Annotated in this window: 15 protein-coding genes; 5 read left to right on the plus strand and 10 right to left on the minus strand. The window is 59.8% G+C overall.

Annotated elements, in window-relative coordinates; all coding sequences use genetic code 11:
- Positions 1-8: 8 nt before the first annotated feature.
- From ACHH0Z_RS02040 to ACHH0Z_RS02055, 4 genes are read right to left on the minus strand one after another with little or no spacing between them, the layout of a single operon-like run.
- Positions 9-1,334 carry a lysine N(6)-hydroxylase/L-ornithine N(5)-oxygenase family protein gene (locus tag ACHH0Z_RS02040; protein ID WP_045407550.1) on the minus strand — a complete coding sequence of 442 codons (1,326 nt, stop codon included), beginning with the start codon at positions 1,332-1,334 and terminating at the stop codon, positions 9-11.
- Positions 1,331-3,073 carry an IucA/IucC family siderophore biosynthesis protein gene (gene iucC, locus ACHH0Z_RS02045; protein ID WP_084832239.1) on the minus strand — a complete coding sequence of 581 codons (1,743 nt, stop codon included), beginning with the start codon at positions 3,071-3,073 and terminating at the stop codon, positions 1,331-1,333. Before iucC ends, ACHH0Z_RS02040 begins: the two co-directional genes overlap by 4 nt.
- Entirely contained in the window at positions 3,070-4,017 is a 948-nt protein-coding gene (locus ACHH0Z_RS02050; protein WP_045407549.1) for a GNAT family N-acetyltransferase, read from the minus strand. Before ACHH0Z_RS02050 ends, iucC begins: the two co-directional genes overlap by 4 nt.
- Positions 4,017-5,759: an IucA/IucC family siderophore biosynthesis protein gene (locus ACHH0Z_RS02055; protein WP_045407546.1), complete on the minus strand. Its 1,743-nt coding sequence runs from the start codon at positions 5,757-5,759 to the stop codon at positions 4,017-4,019. The genes ACHH0Z_RS02050 and ACHH0Z_RS02055 overlap by 1 nt, the downstream gene beginning before the upstream one ends.
- 138 nt (positions 5,760-5,897) lie before the next feature.
- Here ACHH0Z_RS02055 and ACHH0Z_RS02060 point away from each other — a divergent pair, with 138 nt between their 5' ends.
- Positions 5,898-7,109, plus strand: coding sequence for an MFS transporter (locus tag ACHH0Z_RS02060; RefSeq protein WP_045407544.1), 1,212 nt, complete (start codon positions 5,898-5,900; stop codon positions 7,107-7,109).
- Here ACHH0Z_RS02060 and mtfA read toward each other — a convergent pair.
- Positions 7,106-7,903, minus strand: coding sequence for a DgsA anti-repressor MtfA (gene mtfA, locus ACHH0Z_RS02065; protein WP_023325586.1), 798 nt, complete (start codon positions 7,901-7,903; stop codon positions 7,106-7,108). The two genes, ACHH0Z_RS02060 and mtfA, sit on opposite strands and share 4 nt — an antisense overlap.
- Before the next feature lie 216 nt (positions 7,904-8,119).
- Between mtfA and ACHH0Z_RS02070 the strand changes: the two genes are divergently transcribed.
- The 3 genes from ACHH0Z_RS02070 (at position 8,120) to ACHH0Z_RS02080 (ending at position 10,786) form a co-directional block, all read left to right on the plus strand.
- Positions 8,120-8,266: a DUF2256 domain-containing protein gene (locus ACHH0Z_RS02070; protein WP_071530926.1), complete on the plus strand. Its 147-nt coding sequence runs from the start codon at positions 8,120-8,122 to the stop codon at positions 8,264-8,266.
- Positions 8,263-9,792, plus strand: coding sequence for a cryptochrome/photolyase family protein (locus tag ACHH0Z_RS02075; RefSeq protein WP_102046722.1), 1,530 nt, complete (start codon positions 8,263-8,265; stop codon positions 9,790-9,792). Before ACHH0Z_RS02070 ends, ACHH0Z_RS02075 begins: the two co-directional genes overlap by 4 nt.
- 94 nt (positions 9,793-9,886) lie before the next feature.
- Positions 9,887-10,786, plus strand: a complete 900-nt coding sequence (locus tag ACHH0Z_RS02080; protein ID WP_395149486.1) for a LysR family transcriptional regulator — start codon at positions 9,887-9,889, stop codon at positions 10,784-10,786.
- Here ACHH0Z_RS02080 and ACHH0Z_RS02085 read toward each other — a convergent pair.
- The 3 genes from ACHH0Z_RS02085 to ACHH0Z_RS02095 all read right to left on the minus strand — a co-directional run bounded on the left by ACHH0Z_RS02085 (position 10,761) and on the right by ACHH0Z_RS02095 (position 14,438).
- Positions 10,761-11,549, minus strand: a complete 789-nt coding sequence (locus tag ACHH0Z_RS02085; RefSeq protein ID WP_045407534.1) for a substrate-binding domain-containing protein — start codon at positions 11,547-11,549, stop codon at positions 10,761-10,763. The two genes, ACHH0Z_RS02080 and ACHH0Z_RS02085, sit on opposite strands and share 26 nt — an antisense overlap.
- Positions 11,546-12,859 (minus strand): MFS transporter, encoded by a 1,314-nt coding sequence (locus tag ACHH0Z_RS02090; RefSeq protein ID WP_008500288.1) that lies wholly within the window; start codon positions 12,857-12,859, stop codon positions 11,546-11,548. Before ACHH0Z_RS02090 ends, ACHH0Z_RS02085 begins: the two co-directional genes overlap by 4 nt.
- A gap of 280 nt (positions 12,860-13,139) precedes the next feature.
- The gene (locus ACHH0Z_RS02095; RefSeq protein ID WP_008500289.1) at positions 13,140-14,438 is read right to left on the minus strand and encodes a serine hydrolase; all 1,299 of its coding nucleotides are present in this window, start codon (positions 14,436-14,438) and stop codon (positions 13,140-13,142) included.
- Positions 14,439-14,544: 106 nt separating this feature from the next.
- On the opposite strand from ACHH0Z_RS02095, the gene ACHH0Z_RS02100 reads away from it, so the two are divergent.
- On the plus strand, positions 14,545-15,438 hold the full coding sequence (locus tag ACHH0Z_RS02100; RefSeq protein WP_032663254.1) for a LysR family transcriptional regulator: 894 nt from the start codon (positions 14,545-14,547) through the stop codon (positions 15,436-15,438).
- On the opposite strand, the gene fumA is transcribed toward ACHH0Z_RS02100, so the two are convergent.
- Both fumA and ACHH0Z_RS02110 read right to left on the minus strand, forming a co-directional pair.
- Positions 15,427-17,076 (minus strand): class I fumarate hydratase FumA, encoded by a 1,650-nt coding sequence (fumA, locus tag ACHH0Z_RS02105; RefSeq protein ID WP_045407532.1) that lies wholly within the window; start codon positions 17,074-17,076, stop codon positions 15,427-15,429. The genes ACHH0Z_RS02100 and fumA overlap by 12 nt on opposite strands.
- A gap of 52 nt (positions 17,077-17,128) precedes the next feature.
- On the minus strand, positions 17,129-18,637 hold the full coding sequence (locus tag ACHH0Z_RS02110) for an anion permease (protein ID WP_008500292.1): 1,509 nt from the start codon (positions 18,635-18,637) through the stop codon (positions 17,129-17,131).
- Between the last annotated feature and the right edge of the window lie 243 nt (positions 18,638-18,880).

Below are 18,880 nucleotides of genomic sequence, written 5' to 3' on the forward strand. Positions count from 1 at the left end.
TGTGTGTGTCAGTACTCGGTGGTTTTTGCTAATGATTTAAAAACCTGGCTGTTCTCCGGGCTGGTGGTGCTTCGCCAGTGGATAACGCCAGGGGTGGTAGCCAGCTCAAACGGCTCGTCGGCGTGCGCGCGATTCAGAATTCGCGCCGCGCGCCAGGCCATCAGGCTGAGCTGGGGTTCGGCAATGCCGAGACGGTGCATCCCGGCATTCACGGCAAACAGGCGGTTACTCTGCGGGCCGTCCCATTCGAGGGTGAAATCGTTGTTGATGCAGAAGGCTTCGTCCGTATCCAGATGCAGGCGGTGAGACAGCGGCGCGAGGAACGCAGGCTGCACGGCGCGATAGCCGGTGGCGAAAATCACAACGTCGCTCTCCAGCTGCTCGCGGCCGCCGTCGAGGTGATGCTGTATGCTCAGACGCTGTCCGTTTTCCAGGCGCGTCAGGGCCGTCACCGAGCGGGACGGCATCAGGTGCGCCCAGGGTTTTTCGCGCAGCACTTCAAAGCGGTGGTACATGGCGCGGTAAATCGCCAGCAGGGACTCGGTGGTGATCCCATCGGAGGTCATCTTCTGCTCGTGCAACATCTGACGACGCGCCTCTTCACCGAGCGTGGAGAAGCTGTCCACGTACTCCGGCGTGAAATACTCGTTAGCAAAGGCGGCTTCATCCAGCGCGTTGTAGTTGTTGCGGCGCGAGACCCAGTTCAGGCTCAGCGGCTGGCCCCATTCGCCACGGAAAATATTCAGGAACAGGTCGGCACCGCTCTGGCCGCCGCCGACGACGGTGACGCGCTTGCCGGCGAGATCCGGCGTGCGCAGCATCATCTCGCTGGCGTGGAAGCAGGTATCGTCCTGCGCCGTGACGCAGTCAGGCAGGTTGATCTGTTTGCCAATTCCCACGCAGACGTGGCGCGCCAGGAAGCGGTCGCGCTGGGTCACCACCTCAAACAGGCCACGTTGCTCATCAAAGCTCACCTGCTGCACCTGCTGGCTGAAGGCGAGGTTGGTGAGGTTGTCCGCCGCCCAGCACAGGTAGTCGGCAAACTCCTCCCGTGAAACGGTGCGCTGCTCGGTGGTCAGGAAGCGGTAGAATTTTTTACGCTGCACCAGGTAGTTCAGGAAGCTGTGGCGGTTGGTCGGCTCCACGGCGCTGACCAGATCCTTCAGGAAGCTGGTTTGCATGTGGCAGTCCGGCACCATCATCCCCGGGTGCCAGGAAAAGTGCGGTTTGCGCTCAAGAAACAGCGAGCTAAAGCCGTCCAGCCCTTCCGCCAGCGCGGCGATGCTGAGGTTAAACGGGCCGATACCAATGCCGATGAAATCATAGGTTTTCATTGCGCGGACTCCCGGGAGGCCAGAAAAAGAGGGTTATCAAGGTCGGTGACGTAGTTCGGCAGCATGCGGCTGCCGCCGTCGTGTTCGGAGAAGGTCAGTTTGACCGGGTTGAGGATCACCCGAATAATTTGCGGCTTGAACAGGTCGAACGTCGCAAAGCGCTCGGCAAGCTCGGGGTGCGCGGCCATATAGCGGTGTAAAACCTGCGCCAGGATCTGGTAGAAACGGGATTCGCTCACGCCGCATTGCAGGGTGAGGCGTGAAATAAAGCGCAGCACCGTCACAAAGTTGCCGGTTTGCAGGTCGTGGATGATGTAATCCGCGCTCAGGCGCGCCGTCACCGCTTTTACCTGCTCCGGCAGGCTCTGCGCCTGCGGGAAATCCTCGTCCACCAGGCGCATATCGCCCTGGAAATCCTTCAGCAGGATGCGCTGCGGGACGTAGTCCTTCATCACCAGCGTCACGTTCTGGCCGTGGGCAATCAGCGCCACGCCGTAGCGGCAGAGCAGGTGATAGAACGGGATCACCGTTGCCTCAAACAGCTTTTCCAGCCACGCGTCGGCGCTTAGCCCGGAACGGCTGATCCACGCGTCAATCAGCGGGCGTCCGGCGTTATCGGTTTCCATCAGCGCCGCCAGCAGCACCGCCTGTTCGCCCTCCTGCAGATAGCAGGACGGGTTCTCGCGCCAGATCACCCCCAGCATCTCCTGATAGCGGTACGGCGCTTTCGGCAGCGCCGCATAGCCCGGATGCGACAGATATCCGGCGGCGGGTTCGCCAAGCACCTGTGCGCCAGAGCGGGAAAGCGTAGCGTCGGTGGCAAACTGCTGCTGCAGCCAGCGCGAGGCCAGCGGCCCGGCGGCAATGTATTTGCCCGGAATACCGCGATAGCAGGAGGTGTTGTAGATCGTCAGCGGAAGCTTGATGTCAAACGGCGCGCGACGGCTGGCGTTGGTGAGCGTGCGCAGGGACTGCTGCGCCAGGTACTCATCGCCAAACTCGCCCAGCTCAACCATCTCACCGCGCGCCAGCTGCGGCAGGAAATGAATGGCAATCTTCTGCTGCCACTGCCACGGGTGCAGCGGCACCGGCAGCCAGCTCTCGTCGAGGCCAAGCGCCTGCCAGCGGGCGTCAAAGCGGGCGCGCTCGGCGTTGTCCATGGCGCTCGCCAGCAGGGCGCTGATATCGCAATCGACGTCGCTGCTCCAGACCAGATGCTCCCGCTGAACGGCAATCCAGTGCAGACGAAAACGTCCGCGGTACTCAGGCGCGTACTGGCGCAGCGCGTCCAGCCCCCAGCCGCGACGACCTTTGTTGAAAATAAACTTCGGGTGACCGCGCATCAGACACTGTAATTCGTCCGGATCGAGGTGGATCAGCGCGTCCGCATCCAGCGCGTCACGCGCCTGCAGCAGCTGCATGTCGCCGCGCAGCGTGGCGTAGAGGTCCTCCATGTGCTCTGCCGTTTGCGCGTCGCTCATCTCCAGCACCGTCGCCAGCTGCAGCAGCGCGCTTTCCGCTTCGACGGCATCGCCGCTGGCGGTGGTCAGGCTGTCCGGGTCGATATGCAGCCAGCCCCAGATCCCGCGCGTGGCGCAAAACTGCCAGGACGCGTTGCCCATGGCGATGCGCCAGCCGTCCGACGAAACCGGCTCGGCGCGCAGGGTGCGCTCGTATTCCAGCTCGGCGAGGATCTTCGCCACCATCTCGCGGTTCACTTTTTCCCAGAGCGCGTTCACAGGCCCACCTCGCTGAAGAAGCGGTGACGCTGGCTCATAATGAGGCGCGAGCGTTTATGCGGGAAGTCGAACTCTTTCACCGTGTCAAAACCGGCAGAGGAAAGGTGACGGAACAGGCGCTGGTTGTCGAAGCGCGGCTCGGCCACGATGCGCGTGGTGCGCGGTTCGTCGAGATACAGATAGTGGCTCAGACCGCGCAGCCAGCTGCGGATGTACTGCGCGCCGCGCCAGTTCTCTTCCCCCACCAGCATGTGTAGCCCGCGGTCAAACGGCTGCCAGCGGTAGTGGCGGCCAATGCGGTCTTCCGGTGCCCAGTAGAGTTCAAAATAGCCAAACGGTTGATCGTCGAAGCAGCCAATAACCGGGTAGCAGTAGGTCGAGTCGAGCTGACGGCGCAGGTAGTTTTCCTGCTCGGCCTGCGGGCCCGCCATCTCCCAGAAGGCGTTCACGCGCGGGTTATTCATCCAGCGGGTAAAACGCTCGCCGTCCAGCGCCACGTCGGCCACGCGGAAGCTGAGGGTACGCTTAATTTGCGGATCGTAACGGCGATACACCTCACCCTGCGGGCGGCGAGGGCGCAGCGGGAAGTACAGTTGACGGCTCTCGTCAAACTGCATTCCGCCGCTCGCCTGCGAGCGTTCGCCCTTCAGCCACAGCGGCAATTGCCAGAAGGCGTCGCGCGCCAGATAATCACCATGGGCCAGGCCAAACAGCGCCTGCGCCTGGGGTTCATCCTGCCAGTCCGCCCACGGCAACGTAATGCCGGTCAGCGCGGGGGCGGCCACAAACAGCTGATCCAGGGCTTCCACCAGCCAGCCGTCCGGGATCCCCTTCAGACGCTCCAGCACCGCGCTGCCGTCGAGACCCAACGCCAGCGGCAGGGCGCGATCCGTTGCGGTGCAGTGAAAGCCGTAGCCGGAATGGACGATATTCGCGATAGCCATCACGCCTTCTCCTTGTAGAACGGGTTGCTAAAGTCGAAATAGATCACCGCCGGATCGGCGATGGTGTTTTCATTGCGATCGTGCAGGTAGCAGAAGAAGTTGCCTTTGCAGTTCCAGGTCGGGCTGTCGAGCACGTAGTCGAGGCAGCGGGTCTGCTTCGCCGTGCGGCGCAGTTCTGCCAGCGCGTCGCGCACCCGGGACATCAGGCTCTCTTCGCTGTCGAAACCGGCGGCGGAGAGGGCGGCGGTGACGGCAAGGGTAGAGTTCAGCAGCAGGTAGTAAGGGAAGTAGCGCAGCAGCTGGCTCTCGCCGAAGCGGTTTTCCACCTCATTTTCGCCCGCCTCTTTCAGCCACGCGTCGGCGCCTTCGGTCCACGCGCTGCCCTGGCAGTCGCGGTAGATCAGCCCGACCGGGAAATCCTGCTGCATCTCAACGAGGATATTTTGCTGGTGCGCCAGCAGGACCAGACCGTAGTCCGCCTCGGCGCTGAACAGCGGAAGTAACACGCGGTCGCAGTAGGCGTCCAGCCAGCAGCGGGCGGCCTGGGCGAGCGGGAGATCCAGACGCTGGCTCAGACGGCGCACCGCCGCGGCGAGCAGGCTGTCACCGCCGTCCGGCGCGGCCTGCGTCAGGCTCACCAGCACGTTGGTCTGGGTGTCTGGCGTATCGAACAGCAGATTGACGCGCAGGGCCATCAGGCTCTCTTCCTGAATAGTGCCGCTTTCGTCACGCAGCCCCGCCCAGCCGTCTTCCTGCATCACGCGCATGGTCGGGTAGCGCGCCTGTAAATCCTGCCAGCGTTCCGTTTTTGCCAGACGCGCCAGGCGCATGCCGCGCTTCACCTCTTTCACCGACAGCGTCCTCACGGAGTTGGTCAGGCGCACGCTGAGGGAGAACTTAATCATGTCGCTGTTGGTCTCGCTGTACAGCGAGCGGGAGGAGCTGGTGGGCAGCCACTGTGCGCCCGCTTCACCCAGGTCCTGCAACGAACCGTTTTCCGCCAGACGCTGGCACCAGTCCTGCTCCAGCAGATAGTCGGCCTGCCACGGGTGCATCGGCAGCAGCCAGCGGGTGTCGGTAAAGTGGCCGAGCAGCTCGGGCGCGCTCTGGGCCGCAAAGCGCAGCAGACGCTCACGCAGGGAGACGTTCAGGCTGTCGCCGGCAACGAGCGTGCTCTCAACGGCAAACCAGCGCAGCGGGAAGCGGGAGGCGAAATCGGGCAAATAGCGGCGCGCCTCGGCTTCGTTGAACGGCTCGTGGGACTTCGGTGCCGGGTGAAACGCATGGCCGACCAGCAGCGCCTGTTCCGCTTCGGCAAACGTCAGCGGCTTATCGCGCAGGGTTGCCCAACTGTGGCGTAAATCAATCGCCTGCCAGGTGTGGGCATGGCTTTCGAGAACGCGCTGCTTAAAACGCGCCAGCGTATCGGCATCCAGCGAGCCTTTTACGGACGGTTTTTCAAGAATTAAATCAACCAGTTGAGGGAAAGTGACGGCGTCACCCCTGTCGCTGTTGCTCTGAATCAGCGTTGCCGGGAAACGGTACTGATGATGCTGGGTGGGTGAGAAATAGCGTACCGGCACCCGAAGCGCCTGGGTTTGGGAAAGCGGGATATGGATCTCAGATAGCGCATCCGCATCGGTAGCGGGGAGATAGCGCCAGTCCTTCGTTTCACGCAACAGGGCGTTTAAAAAGCACTGGGCTGCAACGTCTGTACCGGCGGCGCGGAGCAGAGCACGCATAGATGTACCTCATTCCTTGATTGATAATAATTCTCGTTATGATATTCATTCTGTTTACACTCGCAACCATTTTTGCAATATTTGTTTTCATAAACTTCATAATTTCCACACATTTATTGACACTATGTTCACATTCTCATGCGCGCTGACTCTGAAACCTTGACGGAAAACGTCACTTCAAAAGCTAACTGGCCCCTGGCGCTATCTGCGGGGTTACTCGGCATCGGGCAAAACGGCTTGCTGGTGATGCTCCCGCAGCTGGTCACCCTGACCGGGCTGTCGCTCTCGGTCTGGGCCGGGCTGTTGATGTTCGGATCGATGCTCTTTTTACCGGCCTCGCCCTGGTGGGGGCGTCAGAGCGAGCGGAAGGGGTGTAAGTCCGTCATGCTGGCCTCGCTAAGCGGCTATCTGGCGAGTTTCGTCGTGATGGCGCTGGTGGTCTGGGGGATGGCGGCCGGAAGGCTGGATACGGTCTGGGGGCTGGCGGGGCTTATATTCTCGCGCCTGCTCTACGGACTGACGGTCTCGGGGCTGGTGCCTGCGGCCCAGACGTGGGCGATTCAGCGTGCGGGACTGGAGAAAAGAATGGCGGCGCTGGCGACGATAAGCTCCGGCCTCAGCTGCGGGCGTTTGCTCGGCCCGCCGCTGGCGGCGCTGATGCTCAGCGTTAATCCGGTGGCGCCGCTCTGGCTGATGGCGGTTGCGCCGCTTCTCGCTCTGCTGCTGGTGCTTCGCGAAGTCGCTGACCCGCCGCTGCCGCCGGTAGCCCACCAGGCAACCCGCCTGCAGGCCTCCATGCTGCCGTTCCTGCTGCTGGCGCTGCTGCTGGCGGCGCTGGTGAGCCTGATGCAGATTGGCCTGTCACCGCATCTTAGCCCGTTGCTGGACGGTAACGCCCGGGAGATCAGCCATCATGTCGCGCTCCTGCTGAGCCTGGCCGCGCTGGCCACGCTCGCGGCACAGTTTCTGGTGGTCCGGCCTCAGCATTTCAGCCCGGTGACATTGCTCTGCATCGCGGCGGTGCTGATGGTGGCCGGGCTTGGGCTGATGGCTGTCGCCGGTTTAGCGCTGTTCTACGTGGGGATTGTTATCACGTCACTCGGGGCGGCGATGGGCACGCCGGGCTACCAGCTGCTGCTGAACGATCGGCTAACCACGGGGAAAGGGGCGGGCGTCATCGCCACCAGCCACACGTTAGGCTACGGCGTCAGCGCGCTGATGGTGCCGGTCGTGACGCGCTTTTACGGGGAGCAGTCTTTAACGGTGGCCGCGTGGGGAATGGCATTGCTGTTTTTAGCCCTGAGCATAGGGGTATGGTCAACCGCGCGTACCCCTGCTGAAAAAGCTTAATGGACCTGGCGGGACGAATGCCCGCCGGACGCCTCATTCTGCCGCAGGCGTTGTAGCGGATCCTGCTGATAAAACTGGCAGAAACGTTGCCAGAGGGCCGGGAAACGGGGCGCGAAGAGCTCGGGCGCGCTGAAGAAGTACTCGGAGAGCACCGCAAAGCACTCAGCCGGGTCGGTTGCCGCATAGGCGTCAATGCTGGCCGCGCTTTCGCCCACCAGGTCTATTTCATCCTGGATGTTATCCATCGCCGCGTGCAGGTCGTGCTCCCAGCCCGCGACCTCGCGAAGCGGGATCCGCGGGACGCCGCTGGCGCGATCGCCGTTGCGGGTATCCAGCTTGTGCGCCACTTCATGGATAATCAGATTAAAACCGGAGGCGTCGAACGAGTCCTGAATATCGAGCCAGTTGAGGATAATCGGCCCTTGCTGCCAGCTTTGTCCGGACTGCACCACGCGCTGATTATGCACCAGCCCAATATCGTCCTGCCATTCATCATCCACCACGAACGGCGCGGGATAGATAAGCACTTCGTGGAAACCGTCCAGCCACTCAATGCCGAGTTCAAGCACCGGCAGACAGAAAAGCAGCGCGATGCGGGCGTTTTTCAGGGGATCGAGTTCAAACCCCTGCAGCGGCACCAGGCGCTTTTGCTGTAAAAAACGATCCGCCAGCTGAACCAGTTTCGATTGTTCATCCGGGTTTAGATTAGCCAGAACAGGGATCGTCAGGGCGTCATCCCATGGCAGCGCCACATCCCGGCCAGCCTCATTCGTTTTCCAGGGCCACTTTATCATCGCTTTGCTCGCAAACTCGTCACTTGAACAAAAATGGGAAAGTCAGATTCGGTTAAGATGCCAGAATATCGCCTGCTGCGACAAATCCAGCCTGAATAAACTATCATTTCGTACGTAGCGGTGGGTAGCGGTTTGCGGGCATCACCTTCATTTTGTGAAGTCTGTCGTAGCCTTTATCCGCAGGTGGCGTGAATAAATCAGTACGGTATTGAAAAGATGAGCGATTTCAAAGGTAACAAGCAGGACCTGCCCAGTCGACTGTGTGTGCACTGCCAGCGGCCCATGACGTGGCGCAAGAAATGGGCGAAATGCTGGAATGAGGTTAAATACTGTTCTGAGCGCTGTCGCAGGAGCCACCGTTGACCGAGCTACGTCTGATCCTGGGCGATCAGCTTAATCCGCATCACAGCTGGTTTGATACCTGCAGTCCGAACATCATTTACGTGATGCTGGAACTCCGGGCAGAAACCGCCTATGTGCTTCATCACGCCCAGAAAGTTATCGCTATCTTCGCCGCCATGCGGGCGTTTGCCTCTGCGTTAAAGGAGAAGGGGCATCGGGTGAGGTATGTCCGGCTCTCTGATGACTCAAACCGCGGCGCGCTGGAAGACAATCTCAACGCGCTTGTCGCGCATTACGGCGCGGGCAGAGTGATATGGCAGGAGCCCGACGAATGGCGTCTTGATGCGCAGCTGCAGGCGTGGGCGAAGACGGTCTCCGTTGAAACGGCCTGCGTCAGCAGCGAGCATTTTTTCACCGCACGGGAGCAGGTCAGCGCGTTCTTTGCGTCGCGCAAAAGCTGGCGAATGGAGTACTTTTACCGGGAAATGCGTCGTCGGCACGGCGTCCTGTTAACCTCTGAAGGCGAGCCGGAAGGGGGGAAATGGAATTTCGATGCTGAAAACCGCAAGCGCTGGTCCGGCGAGCCTCCCGCGCCGGGGGACGCGCGTCCCTGCCACGATCGTTCCGCCTTATGGGCGGAGATCCAACGCTGCGGCGTAAAGACCTTCGGCGAACCGCAGGCCGACAATTTTCGCTGGCCGCTCAACCGTTCTGAAGCCAAAGCCAGGCTGGATGAATTTATCACGCACGTGCTCCCGCAGTTTGGAAACTGGCAGGACGCGATGCACACGGAGGAACCTTTTCTTTTCCATTCGTTAATTTCGTTTGCGCTGAATACAAAGATGCTTAATCCGCGGGAAGTGGTTGCCGCCGCCCAGCAGGCGTGGCGTTTGGGCCACGCGCCGCTGCCTGCCGTCGAAGGGTTTATCCGGCAAATTCTCGGCTGGCGGGAGTATGTGCGCGGGATCTACTGGTCGCAGATGCCCGGCTATCGGGAACTGAATGCCTTAGACCAGCACGCCCCGCTGCCGGACTGGTTCTGGACGGGCAAGACGCAGATGCGCTGCCTGGCGCATGCCGTTGGGCAGTCGCTCACCGAGGCTTACGCCCACCATATCCAGCGCCTGATGGTCATCGGAAACTTTAGCCTGCTCAGCGGCCTGTCGCCGCAGGCGGTTCATGAATGGTATCTGGGCGTCTATATTGACGCCTTTGAGTGGGTGGAACTGCCCAATACCCTCGGCATGAGCCAGTTTGGCGATGGCGGGTTGCTGGCCAGTAAGCCCTACGTCTCAAGCGCGTCATATATTCATAAGATGAGTAATTACTGTCAGGGGTGCCGGTATCAGCACAACCAGCGTACCGGAGAGCAGGCCTGCCCCTTCAATGCCCTTTACTGGGACTTCTTTGCGCGCAATCAGGCGCGTCTCGGCAACAATCCCCGCCTGGGCATTGTCTTTAAACAGCTTACGGACATGACGGAAGAGGATCGGCAGGCCATTACCGACCGCGCCGGGTACGTCCGCCTGCATCTCAACGACCTCTGATCGGTATTTCAACGCCTGGCCGGTTGCGGCAGGTCAATAAGACGCTATTATTTTTGACTTTGTTGCGTATTCCCTGACAGGACATCCAGACGCCATGCCCGTGAATTTTGACCTTAACGATCTTTATGCTTTCAGAGCGTTAGTGGAATACGGTAACTTCCGTGTCGCCGCTGAATCTATCTGCTTATCCCAGTCGGCGCTGAGCCGCAGGATTGAAAAGCTGGAAGCCGCGCTGGGAAACAGGCTGTTCGATCGCACCACCCGCCGCGTGGCGCTGACGCTGTACGGGCAAAACTTTGCCGAGCGCTCCGCGCTGCTGCTCGACAGCGTGGAGTCAATGCTGGCGGATGTCGATAAGGCCAGCGAAGAGCGGACGGGGCTGATCGCGGTTGCCGCGGTTCCTTCCGCAGCCTGTTACTTTATGCCCGACGTGATCCGGCGTTTTCAGTCTCGCTATCCGCGCGTTCGCATCAAGCTCATCGACAGCAGCGCGGGCAATGTGATTGACGCCGTGGCCCGCAGCCAGGCGGATTTCGGCATCTGCTTCGCAGGAAACCTGCCGTCTGAAATCGAGTTTTTCCCGCTGGTGGAGGATGTCTACGTCGCGGCGTGCCGAAAGGATCACCCCGTGGCGCAGAAGAGTCACCTGACGTGGCAGGCGTTTTACCAGCAGGATTATATCTCCCTCGATAAAACGTCAGGTAACCGTAACCTGCTCGATCGGATGCTGGGGGATATAGTTCCCGGGCGCCCCAGCGTCTGCGAAACGCGTCACGTCACCACGATGCTCGGTATGGTTGAGGCGGGGATTGGGATCGCTGCCGTTCCCGCCCTGTCAATGCCGACCTCTGAGCACACGCTGTTGACGCATCTGCCGCTGGTGGCGCCGGAAGTGAAACGCACCGTTGGGCTTATCCGGCGCCGGGGGCGCATCCAGTCTTACATTGCGGCTGAACTGGAAAAGCAGATCACCGAGCAGTATCGCCGGACGTAACGGGGATCATCCCCGTCTTCTCGATGACGGCGCGTGAGGGCGGTGAGGCGAGATAGGTCAACAGCGCTTTCCCCTCGTCAGGATGTTCAGCGTGACGAGTGACCGCACCCGCGAAGCGCGTGATGTATTGCACATTGTCAGGGATTTTCCCGACAAAGGTGACGCCCTGAACCGGCAACAGCTCGCTAACCTGCTGGAAACCGACGGCGTATTTTCCTTTTGCCACTTCCGAGGCGACCGGAATGCGCTCGACCATTGTCGCTTTATCGGCGACCTCCTTTTCAATGCCCAGCTTTTTGAAAAGCCCCTGGCTGACGTACCTGCCGCTGGCGCTGTCAGAGTAGGCGATGGAGCTGGCCTGCAGCAGCGTTTCACGCAGTTTCGCGTCGCTGCTGATGTCCGGTATATCCGCTCCTTTTTTTACCACCATGCCAACGGGAGAGTCCGCAAGTTCCGTTCGCGAACCCGGCCGGGTCTGGCTGGCCTTTTCGAGCTTCTCCAGCGCATCGCCCACCATAATCACCACGTCGGCCTTCTCGCCGCGCGCGAGCCGGTTTGGGATCGCCTGCGGCGTATTGCCCATTGAGGGGCCGGGGATGACCACAATTTTATCCCCGGTCTGGCGTTCATACTCCGGCGCCAGCTTTTCCAGGGCGGCTTTGAAACCGCCGGAAATCATGACCTTCACGTCCTGGGCAAAGGCATTGACGCTCAGTAACATCAGCACCAGCGCGCTGGCGGTATAGCGAGACGTGCGTTTCATGCGGCCCCCTGTGACTTGACGGTATTTTGCAGCGACATCGCACGACGGCGGTAGAGGTAGAGCGTTGCCAGAAGGGCACATACCGCAGCGAAGCTCATCCAGTAGCCCGGCGAGGCTTTGTCACCGGTGTATTCAATCAGCGCGGTGGACATCACCGGGGTAAAGCCACCGAACACCGCCGTTGCCAGGCTGTAAGCCAGAGAGAACCCTGCTACGCGGACTTCAGCAGGCATAATTTCCGTCAGCGCCGGGATCATCGCGCCGTTATAGAGGCCGTAGAGGAAAGAGAGCCACAGCAGCACGCTCAGCATCATCGAGAAGCTGGGCGCGTTCGCCAGCAGCGTCAGGGCCGGGTAGCTGGTCGCCAGCGCCAGCAGGGTCATGGCAATCAGCACCGGCTTGCGGCCAAAACGGTCCGACAGGGCACCGCCCACCGGCAGCCAGATGAAGTTAGAGATCGCCACCAGCAGCGTGACCAGCAGGCTGTCTGACGCGCTCAGCATCAGCACCTTTTTACCAAAGGTGGGCGCATAAACGGTGATCAGATAAAAGGCCGTGGTGGTCATCGCCACCATCAGCATGCCCGCGACCACCACCTGCCAGTTCGCGAGCAGCGTTTTAAAGACCTGGCGCATCTCCAGATGATGGCGGCGCGCGCTGAACTCTTCCGTCTCCTCCAGCTTGCGGCGCAGGAAAAAGATAAACGGCACGATTAAACAGCCGAACAGGAACGGGATGCGCCAGCCCCATTCGCGAATGGCGCTCTCTTCCAGCACCGCGTTCAGCGCAAAGCCCATTGCGGCGGCGACCATAATGGCGACCTGCTGGCTACCGGACTGCCAGCTGGTGTAAAACCCCTTGCGGCCCGGCGTGGCGATTTCCGCGAGATAGACCGACACGCCCCCAAGCTCCGCGCCGGCGGAAAAGCCCTGCAGCAGACGGCCCGTCAGCACCAGCAGCGGCGCCCAGAGACCAATACTTTGATAAGACGGGATCAGCACGATCAGGAAGGTGCCTGCCGCCATAATGGAAAGCGTCACTATTAGCCCTTTGCGGCGGCCAACCTTGTCAATATAAGCCCCCAGCACAATGGCGCCGATTGGACGCATCAAAAAGCCCGCGCCGAACACGGCAAAGGTCATCATCAGCGACGCAAATTCACTGCTCGCCGGGAAGAACGTGTGGGCGATGTAGGTGGCATAGAAGCCGAACAGAAAGAAATCGAATTGCTCAAGAAAGTTGCCGGACGTGACGCGAAGTATCGCGCCCGCCTTCGACCGTACGGTTGCAGGTGAGGTTGAGGAAAACATGGTTATCTCCAGTTTATTGTTGACGTTTTACGCGTCTGTTTCTGAAAACTGGATCAGGATGAGGAATTAGATAAGCGCAAATACCGCATCGACTGATGCATTTCTTGCATGAATATAATCCGGCGAATAAATACAATTAATGGCAACAATAACTTAACAAAATGTTGGCTTTTTATTCACCAATATTCTGTAAGTCTCTGATATTGCGATTTTGTGATGTGGCGCAGAGGCGCGTTTCAGAATGAGCCGGGTAACCGCGTCTTTACCCGGCGGAGGCCATTTAGCGCAGCGCCCTGGCAATCGCGCTAAACATCAGAGAGGCTTCCAGCGGCTGGGCGCTGAAGGACGGTTCCGCCTGCGGCCAGGTAGACCACTGGACGATGACCAGATTTTCCTTCGGGTTCACCACGATCATCTGTCCGAAAATGCCCAGCGCCCAGAGCGAACCTTTCAGCGAATCCTGTGCCGTCGGCTCTACGCCCGCGGCGTTGGCGGGCACTTCATTGTTCCACCACTGGTAGCCGTACAGCCCCTCGGGATGGGCGTCTGAGACCGAGCCTTTGGCCTTCGTCCAGCCTGACGATTGCCGGATCCAGTTTTCCGGCAGGATGGTCTTACCGTTCGGTAACGTACCGTTGTTCAGGATAAATTGCCCGAAGCGTCCCCAGTCCTCCAGCGTGGCGTTAAAGCCGTGCGCGCCGACGTCGTGCTGGCCTTTGCTGTAGGCATGCCACACGCCGTCGCTCGCCATGCCGTAAGGCTGCCAGATGCTTTTCTCCAGATAGGCTGCGAGCGTCATGCCGGTGGCCCGCTCCAGCACGTCACCCAGCAGCCAGGCGCCGCCCGATGAGTAAGACCAGTTCTCTCCGGCCGGGTGCGCCCTGCGTAACCCCTTCACCAGCTTGCGCACGCAGTCATAGGTACCCGGCTTCGCCTCGCACTCGGTGAGCTGCGCGAAGTCGGATTTAGGGTTGGTGTAATCCTCGTTCCAGGCCACGCCGGAGGTATGGGTGATCAGCTGCTTAAGCGTCACGCCGTCCCACGCGGTGCCTTTCAGGTCGGGCTCATATCGCGTGATCCGATCGTCGAGCGAGTGAATTTTTCCCTCTTTGAGGGCCACGCCCACCAGCGCCGATACCACCGATTTCCCAACCGAGCGCGAGGTCCAAAGCGTCGAGTCGGTATTGCCCTCTCCAAGATACTTCCAGGCGATTTTGCCGTCCTTCAGCACCAGCATGCCGCTGACGTTCTGCCGCTGGAGGTAGTCCTTAAGGCCGAAGCGCCTGCCGTTGACCTGATAGTGTGCGTCCGTGAGCGGCTTGTCCGACATTTCCAGCGGCACAGCGTTACCGTGGCGGAAAACATCCCCGGTGTAGTTGCGGTAGTCATTGCGAAAGCCCACCACGCGATCGGCCTGACTCCAGGTGAGCATCTTATGGGTGTCAGGCAGCGTGGTGTCGAAGGGGGCAGGGCAGGCGCTGAGGTCGGTGCCTTTACAGGCCGCCACTGCCGCAGGGGAGATCAGGGTGCTGAAGACAAGGCCCGCCAGCAGGGCATGGTTTACTTTTCTGTTTTTCATATCCGTCTCTTACAGGTTAAGAACGGCTTCAGTTTAAAAACCCCGGGGCTATAATAAAAAACGCGTAGTGGGGGAAAATCCCCCTAAAAAACAGAGGGAGCGTAGCGTGGCTGGACTGATTTACTCTTTTGCACAGCTCGAGGCATTTACCGCCGTGGCCGAGAATGGGAGCCTCAGTAAAGCCGCGGTGGCGCTGAAGAAGGACCGCACGACGCTTCGCGATCTGGTTGATTTTCTTGAGGATGGGTTGGGCTATGCGCTGTTTATTCGCGACGGCCGCACCCTGCGGCTCACGCCCGAAGGGGAACAGCTTCAGCGCCAGGCGCACCTCCTGATGCGGCAGGTAAAAGCCTTTGAGGCGTTTGCCAGAGAGGTGCCGCACGGTGCGACGCAGGACCTGACGCTGGTCTACGATCCTTTCACGCCCAGAGCCTTTCTGCACGGGGTGATTGCTGAAATGGCGGTGCGAAAAATCCGCCTGAGCCTTATCTGCGCCTCGCGGGATGAATCGGAACGGCTGCTGGCGAATAACGACGCGGATCTGGCCATCTGCCAGGCGCGCAACCGCAGCGTGGGCAACGACATGGAGTGGCGGGCCCTGGGTGCCATCGAGATGGATTTTTATGCCGCCAGCGGGCTGTTTGCGGACAGTGCTTCCCCTCTGTCGCTGCTCGATCTCTCCCTGGTACCTCAGGTCGTCATGCACCCCGCCTCGGACGAGCCGGTGGCGCGCCGCCTGCAGATTTCCGGGCATACCCTCTTTACCAATGAGCCGGAGATGCTGCGCGGTCTGCTGGAGCGCGGCTGCGGCTGGGGATTCTTACCGACGCATTTTCACGCCGGGCAGTGGCAAAACGTAAAAAGGCTGCACACCGAAGTGGGCAGCCAGGGGATTGGTCAGACGATGGTCACCATCTGGAAGCCGGGGAGCGACAAGCGCAGCACAATCGCTGAAACGCTGTCGCTCTTGCCGGACGTATGGAAGCACTCAGCGCTGTGAACAGCCTTTACACTGCTGGTTCTGGATCTGCTGGAAGAAATCGTTGCCTTTGTCATCCACCAGGATAAACGCCGGGAAGTTCTCGACCTCGATCTTCCAGATAGCTTCCATGCCCAGCTCAGGATACGCCACGCACTCCAGGCTCTTGATGCTGTTTTGCGCCAGCACCGCCGCCGGGCCGCCGATGCTGCCCAGGTAGAAGCCGCCGTGCTTATGGCAGGCGTCCGTCACCTGCTGGCTGCGGTTGCCTTTCGCCAGCATGATCATGCTCGCGCCGTGGGACTGCAGTAGGTCTACGTACGAATCCATGCGCCCTGCCGTGGTTGGGCCGAGGGAGCCAGACGCGTAGCCTTCCGGCGTTTTGGCCGGGCCCGCGTAGTAGATCGGGTGATCTTTGACGTACTGCGGCAGTTCCTCACCGTTGTCGATTAGCTCTTTCAGCTTCGCGTGGGCGATGTCGCGCGCCACGATGATGGTCCCGTTCAGCGACAGGCGGGTAGAGACCGGGTGCGCGGAAAGCTGCGCCAGGATCTCATTCATCGGCTTGTTCAGATCGATGTTGACCACGTCGCCTTCACCCTGCTGGCGCAGTGATTCAGGAATGTACTGGCCCGGGTTGTGCTCCAGCTTCTCAATCCAGATCCCGTCGCGGTTGATTTTCGCTTTGATGTTGCGGTCCGCGGAGCAGGAGACCCCCATGCCGATAGGGCAGGAGGCGCCGTGGCGCGGCAGGCGGATCACGCGGATGTCGTGGGCGAAGTATTTCCCGCCAAACTGCGCGCCGAGGCCGAGGTTCTGGGCTTCCTGGAGCAGCTCCTGTTCGAGCTGAACGTCGCGGAACGCCTGGCCGTGTTCGTTACCTTCCGTTGGCAGCGCGTCGTAGTAGCGCGTGGAGGCCAGCTTCACGGTTTTCAACGTGGCTTCCGCAGAGGTACCGCCAATCACGAACGCGATATGGTACGGCGGGCAGGCCGCGGTACCGAGAGTGCGCATCTTCTCAACCAGATAGTTTTTCAGCTTCGCCGGGGTGATCAGCGCTTTGGTTTCCTGGTAGAGATAGGTTTTGTTGGCAGAACCGCCGCCTTTTGCCATGCACAGGAATTTGTACTCATCGCCGTCAACGCTGTAGAGGTCAATCTGCGCCGGCAGGTTGGTGCCGGTGTTCACCTCTTTATACATATCCAGCGCCGCATTCTGGGAGTAGCGCAGGTTGTCTTCGATGTAGGTGTTGTACACCCCCTGACTCAGGGCCGCTTCGTCACCGCCGCCGGTCCAGACGCGCTGGCCTTTTTTACCTATGATGATCGCCGTGCCGGTATCCTGACAGGTTGGCAGCACGCCTTTAGCGGCAATTTCAGAGTTACGCAGGAACTGCAGGGCAACGTACTTATCGTTCTGGCTCGCTTCCGGGTCGTTAAGAATGGCGGCGACCTGCTTCTGGTGGGAAGGACGCAGCATAAATGCGGCGTCGTGGAACGCCTGCTGCGCCAGCAGGGTCAGCGCTTCCGGCTCCACTTTCAGCACTTCCTGGCCTTCGAACTCGGCAACGGAAACGTGCTCTTTGGTCAGCAGATAGTATTCGGTGTCGTCGTGCGCCAGTGGGAAGGGGTTTTGATAAAAAAACGGTTTGTTTGACATAGCTTGCTCCAAAAAAATAAAACCGCCGGAGGAGAAGTCCGGCGGTCAGGAATCAGAACATCATGGACATCCACGGATAGCCAATCAGCAGCAGGGCCGCCAGGAAGATGGCACCGAAGATGGTGCCGAGGCGCCAGTAGTCTTTGGTTGGCAGGTAGCCGCTACCGTAGTAGATCGGGCTTGGGCCAGTGCCGTACGGGGTGATGATCCCCATCACGCCCAGCGAGGTCACCATCAGCAGAACGAACACTTCCATATTCATGCCCGGGATGGTGGAGGCGATGGTCAGCATCGCTGGCAGCAGCGCCGTGGTGTGCGCGGTGGTGCTGGCAAACAGGTAGTGCAGCAGGTAGAACGCCAGCAGCAGCACGATGGTCGCTACGCCCGGAGAGATACCGCTCATCAGCAAACCGCCTTCTTTACCTAACCAGCTGATAAAGCCGGTAGAGGAGAGGCCATCCGCCAGCGCCACCAGGGTGGCGAACCAGACGAAGGTGTTCCACGCGGCTTTATTACCGGTGATGTCGTTCCACTCCAGCACGCCGGTCCACAGCATCAGGCCGACGATGAGCAGGGCAGCCATAGCCGGTTCAATCCACGCGGCGGCAAAGATCCACATCAGCAGCGCACAGCACACGAACACCAGCAGCAGGATTTCATTGCGGGACAGTTTGCCCAGTTTTTCCAGTTCACGGGTCGCCCACAGCGGCACTTCGTTGTTTACCTTCACTTCTGGTGGGTAGAACCAGTAGGCCAGCAGCGGCATGGCCAGAATCAGCAGGATACCCAGCGGCAGGAAGGCGAGGAACCAGGTCCCCCAGGAGATATCGATTCCAACCGTACTTTTCACCAGCGCCAGGGCCAGCAGGTTCGGCGCAAGTGCGGAGAGGAACATTGAGCTGGTGATACAGGCCGCGGTGATCGCCACCCACATCAGATACGAACCAATCTTACGCGCGCTTGGGTCGTTCGGTTTTGAACCGTACAGCGGCGGCAGGTTAGCGATGATCGGGTAGATGGTCCCGCCGCTGCGCGCGGTGTTGGACGGGGTGAACGGTGCCAGCAGCAGGTCAGCAAACGTAATCGCGTAACCGAGCGTCAGGCTGCGACGGCCGAGGTATTTCACCAGAATCAGCGCCAGACGGCGGCCGAAGCGGGTTTTGTCATAGCCTGCGGCGAACATAAAGGCACCGAAAATTAGCCAGACGGTAGAGTTACCAAACCCGCTCACCGCCCATTTAAAGGAGGCGCCCGCCAGCTTGAATTTCGGATCAGCCAGCTGTTCAGGGCTGAACAGCACCCACTGGCTGCACAGCGCAATGGCGACCACGCCGGTGAGACCGATCACCGCGCCCGGCAGCGGTTCGAAGATCAAACCGACGATCACGCCAACGAAGATAGCGAAATAGTGCCACGCGTAAGGAGGCAGGCCTTCCGGTACCGGAACAAACAGCAGCAGTACGGCGACGATGACGGGCAGTGCCATCATCAGCAGACGTTTTGCGTTTCCATTTGATGCCTGGTTCGCCACAGGGGGCGTTACAGCAGTTTTTGTATTCATAGTTTCACGTCTTAAGTTGTCAAAGATTCGGTCGTACTGAAAAACAAAATCACTTTCTTAAGTTTCTTTGCTTTTTTTAGTTATTAAAGGTGCGATTTTGTATTTTCAGTAATAGCAATTTAACGCTTTTGTGGAGGCGCTAAATTAAAAATTGATGATGTTTTTATATTGCGCTTTTGGATGCCATAACTATTGATCGCGATCAAAAAAATAGAATTGCAGCGATATTTTTATGCTTTTATT

The organism is Enterobacter cloacae complex sp. 2024EL-00227, assembly GCF_043945315.1.
Lineage (GTDB): Bacteria > Pseudomonadota > Gammaproteobacteria > Enterobacterales > Enterobacteriaceae > Enterobacter > Enterobacter roggenkampii.

Coding starts and splice junctions, on each gene's coding strand:
- mtfA (WP_023325586.1), bottom strand. CDS start 7,903: ATGATAAAGTGGCCCTGGAAAACGAATGAGGCTGGCCGGGATGTGGCG.
- ACHH0Z_RS02055 (WP_045407546.1), bottom strand. CDS start 5,759: ATGCGTGCTCTGCTCCGCGCCGCCGGTACAGACGTTGCAGCCCAGTGC.
- ACHH0Z_RS02040 (WP_045407550.1), bottom strand. CDS start 1,334: ATGAAAACCTATGATTTCATCGGCATTGGTATCGGCCCGTTTAACCTC.
- fumA (WP_045407532.1), bottom strand. CDS start 17,076: ATGTCAAACAAACCGTTTTTTTATCAAAACCCCTTCCCACTGGCGCAC.
- ACHH0Z_RS02110 (WP_008500292.1), bottom strand. CDS start 18,637: ATGAATACAAAAACTGCTGTAACGCCCCCTGTGGCGAACCAGGCATCA.
- ACHH0Z_RS02090 (WP_008500288.1), bottom strand. CDS start 12,859: ATGTTTTCCTCAACCTCACCTGCAACCGTACGGTCGAAGGCGGGCGCG.
- ACHH0Z_RS02085 (WP_045407534.1), bottom strand. CDS start 11,549: ATGAAACGCACGTCTCGCTATACCGCCAGCGCGCTGGTGCTGATGTTA.
- ACHH0Z_RS02095 (WP_008500289.1), bottom strand. CDS start 14,438: ATGAAAAACAGAAAAGTAAACCATGCCCTGCTGGCGGGCCTTGTCTTC.
- ACHH0Z_RS02050 (WP_045407549.1), bottom strand. CDS start 4,017: ATGGCTATCGCGAATATCGTCCATTCCGGCTACGGCTTTCACTGCACC.
- ACHH0Z_RS02070 (WP_071530926.1), top strand. CDS start 8,120: ATGAGCGATTTCAAAGGTAACAAGCAGGACCTGCCCAGTCGACTGTGT.
- ACHH0Z_RS02060 (WP_045407544.1), top strand. CDS start 5,898: ATGCGCGCTGACTCTGAAACCTTGACGGAAAACGTCACTTCAAAAGCT.
- ACHH0Z_RS02080 (WP_395149486.1), top strand. CDS start 9,887: ATGCCCGTGAATTTTGACCTTAACGATCTTTATGCTTTCAGAGCGTTA.